This is a genomic window from Mesorhizobium sp. M7A.F.Ca.CA.003.01.2.1 (genome assembly GCF_003998945.1).
In the GTDB taxonomy this organism is placed as follows: Bacteria; Pseudomonadota; Alphaproteobacteria; order Rhizobiales; family Rhizobiaceae; genus Mesorhizobium; species Mesorhizobium ciceri.
Genome location: NZ_RZRA01000724.1, coordinates 1 through 3,006, shown reverse-complemented (window position 1 = coordinate 3,006; position 3,006 = coordinate 1). Strand labels below are relative to the sequence as shown.

The 3,006-nt window shown below is 64.4% G+C and carries 3 protein-coding genes and 1 pseudogene; 3 read left to right on the top strand and 1 reads right to left on the bottom strand.

The window, feature by feature from the left end; all coding sequences use genetic code 11:
* The 3 genes from EN969_RS24415 to EN969_RS24405 all read left to right on the top strand — a co-directional run.
* Positions 1 to 1,012 (top strand): heavy metal translocating P-type ATPase (locus tag EN969_RS24415; RefSeq protein WP_127419463.1); only part of this gene is annotated, 1,012 nt, incomplete at its 5' end.
* 43 nt (positions 1,013 to 1,055) lie between these two features.
* Positions 1,056 to 1,448, top strand: a complete 393-nt coding sequence (locus EN969_RS24410) for a DUF305 domain-containing protein (protein WP_013528057.1) — start codon at positions 1,056 to 1,058, stop codon at positions 1,446 to 1,448.
* Between the two features lie 86 nt (positions 1,449 to 1,534).
* Positions 1,535 to 2,380 carry an aldo/keto reductase gene (locus tag EN969_RS24405; protein ID WP_063169905.1) on the top strand — a complete coding sequence of 282 codons (846 nt, stop codon included), beginning with the start codon at positions 1,535 to 1,537 and terminating at the stop codon, positions 2,378 to 2,380.
* On the opposite strand, the pseudogene EN969_RS24400 reads toward EN969_RS24405, so the two are convergent.
* Positions 2,381 to 3,006, bottom strand: a pseudogene (locus EN969_RS24400) (DNA mismatch repair protein MutS); the annotation flags it as partial. It lies immediately after the preceding gene.

Genomic DNA, 3,006 nt, shown 5'->3' with positions numbered 1-3,006 from the left:
GGCGCATGCCGGCGTGCTGATCAAGGAAGCCGCAGCACTCGAACGCTTCGCTTCCGTCGACACGCTGATCGTCGACAAAACGGGGACGCTGACCGAAGGCCGGCCGAAGCTGACCGATGTCGTCACGGCAAACGGCTTTTCCGAAGACGAATTGCTGGCGCTTGCCGCGGGCCTGGAGAAAGGCTCGGAGCATCCGCTGGCTGAAGCCATCGTTGACGGCGCCGCTACGCGCGGCGTGACCGTTGCAGAGGCCAGCGGCTTCGAGGCGGTCACCGGGAAGGGTGTGTCCGGTTCGGTCTCGGGAAAGACGGTCGCGCTCGGGAACGCCGCGATGATGGCCGACCTTGGCGTCGACATCGCATCCATCTCGGCCAAGGCCGAGGCGCTGCAACTCGAAGGCAAGACGGCGATGTTCGTTGCTGTCGACAAAAAACTGGCCGGCATCGTCGCCGTCGCCGACCCTATCAAGACAACGACGGCCGAGGCGATCAAGGCGCTGCATGAAAGCGGCTTGCGGATCATCATGGCGACCGGCGACAATGAACGCACGGCCAACGCGATCGCCAGAAGCCTCGGCATCGACGAGGTCCGCGCCGGCCTGCTGCCGGAACAGAAGGCAGCCCTTGTCGAGGAACTGCGCGCAAAAGGCACCGGCGTTGCCATGGCCGGCGACGGCGTCAACGATGCACCGGCCCTTGCCGCCGCCGATGTCGGCATCGCCATGGGCACCGGCGCCGATGTCGCCGTCGAAAGCGCCGGCATCACCTTGGTCAAAGGCGACCTCAACGGCATCGTGCGGGCGCGCACGCTGGCTCAGGCGACGATCCGCAACATCCGCCAGAACCTGTTCTTTGCCTTCCTCTACAACGTGCTTGGCGTGCCGGTCGCCGCCGGCGTGCTCTATCCGCTCACCGGCACGCTGCTGTCGCCGATGCTGGCAGCGGCGGCGATGAGCCTGTCCTCGGTGTCGGTGATCGCAAACGCATTGCGGCTGAGAACATTGAAACTCTGATCCAAGCCCCCAAATACGAAACCCATCCAACAGGAGACCATGTATGACCTTCGCCAAAAAACTCGTGCTGCTGCTGATGGCGGCCGGAATGCTGGTTGCCGTCTTCCTCGAAAGCGTTCCGGCGCAGAGCGAAGAGATGAAACACGACATGGGCGCTATGGCGACGGACGCGACCAGTCCTTCGACGGAAGGCTACAAGGCGGCGATGGACAAGATGCATGCCGACATGATGGCGTCCGACTATACCGGCAATGCCGACGTCGATTTCGTCAGAGGCATGATCCCGCACCATCAGGGTGCGATCGACATGGCCAAGGTTGAACTTGCCAATGGCAAGGACCCGGAAATCCGCAAGCTGGCCGAAGGCGTCATCGCCGCGCAGGAAGCAGAGATCAAGCAGATGCAGGCCTGGCTCGCCGCCCATCCGGTGAAGTAAGTCTTCAGCCATCGCCAGCGCGGCGAGAACGCCTCTGGATTTATCGCCCAGCCTGTGATGCGATCCGGCCCCAACTGGAGCCCGCCATGCCACCGACCATCAGAACCACCAAACTGCCCTCCGGCGAAGCCGTTCAGGTGCTTGGCCAGGGCACATGGAAGATGGGCGAAGATTCCCGTCGCCGCGCCGATGAGGTGAATGCCCTCAAGCTCGGCCTCGACCTCGGCATCACGTTGATCGACACCGCCGAAATGTATGCCAGCGGCGGTGCCGAGGAGGTGGTGGCCGAAGCCATTGCCGGGCGCCGCGACGAGACCTTCCTGGTCTCGAAAGTGCTACCGTCGAACGCCTCGCGCGCGGGCGTGCAGCGGGCCTGCGAAAACAGCCTGAAACGCCTGCGCACCGACCGCATCGATCTCTATCTCTTGCATTGGCCCGGCAGCGTGCCATTGACGGAAACCGTCGCGGCCTTCGAGGCCCTGAAAAAGGCCGGCAAGATCCGCCACTGGGGCGTCAGCAATTTCGACACCGACGAGATGGAAGAGCTGATCGGCCTGCCCGATGGCGGCAATGTCCAGACCAACCAGGTGCTCTACAATTTGGTCCGGCGTGGCCTCGAATTCGATCTGGCGCCCTGGAGCCGGCAGCGCGGCATCCCCTTGATGGCCTATTCTCCGGTCGAGCAGGGTGCGTTGGCGCGCAATGCCAGGCTCGAAGCCATCGCCGGGCGCCACAATGCGACCCCAGCGCAAATCGCCCTGGCCTGGGTGATGCATCAGGAGGGCGTCATCGCCATCCCGAAGGCCAGCAGCGAGGAGCATGTCCGCCAGAATGTCGCTGCGCTCGACATCAAGCTTGCGCCGCAGGACATCGCCGATCTCGACCGCGCCTTCCCGCCACCAGCGCGCAAGCGCGGGTTGGAGATGATCTGACTACGTCCCCGCCAACCCCTTCAGCCGGTAGAGCGCTTCCAGCGCCTCGCGTGGCGTCATTTCGTCCGGGTTGATGTCGCCGAGTGCCGCCCCCAGCGCGTCGCTCTTGACCGGCTTCGGCGCTTCTCGCTTCACCGCCACCGAAAACAATGGAAGATCGTCGACCAGCCGGTTGGTCTTGCCCGAAACTTCGCCCTCTTCCAGTTGGTGCAGCACTTCCTTGGCCCGGTCGACCACCGCTTCCGGCAGGCCGGCCAGCCGCGCCACCTGCACGCCGTAGGAGCGGTCGGCGGCACCCTTGCCGACCTCGTGCAGGAAGACGACGTCGTTTTCCCATTCCTTGACCCGCATGGTGACGTTGGAGAGACGCGCCAGCTTGCCGGCCAGCGAGGTCATTTCGTGGAAATGGGTGGCGAAGATTGCCCGGCAGCGGTTCTTCTCATGCAGATATTCGACCGCCGCCCAGGCGATCGACAGGCCATCGAAAGTGGCGGTGCCGCGGCCGATCTCGTCGAGGATCACCAGTGCGCGCTCGCCGGCCTGGTTGAGGATCGCTGCCGTCTCGACCATCTCGACCATGAAGGTCGAGCGGCCGCGCGCCAGATCGTCCGAGGCGCCGACACGCG

What these genes read in the sequence shown, in the direction of transcription:
- EN969_RS24410 (WP_013528057.1), top strand. Translation starts at nt 1,056, where the DNA reads ATGACCTTCGCCAAAAAACTCGTGCTGCTGCTGATGGCGGCCGGAATG.
- EN969_RS24405 (WP_063169905.1), top strand. Translation starts at nt 1,535, where the DNA reads ATGCCACCGACCATCAGAACCACCAAACTGCCCTCCGGCGAAGCCGTT.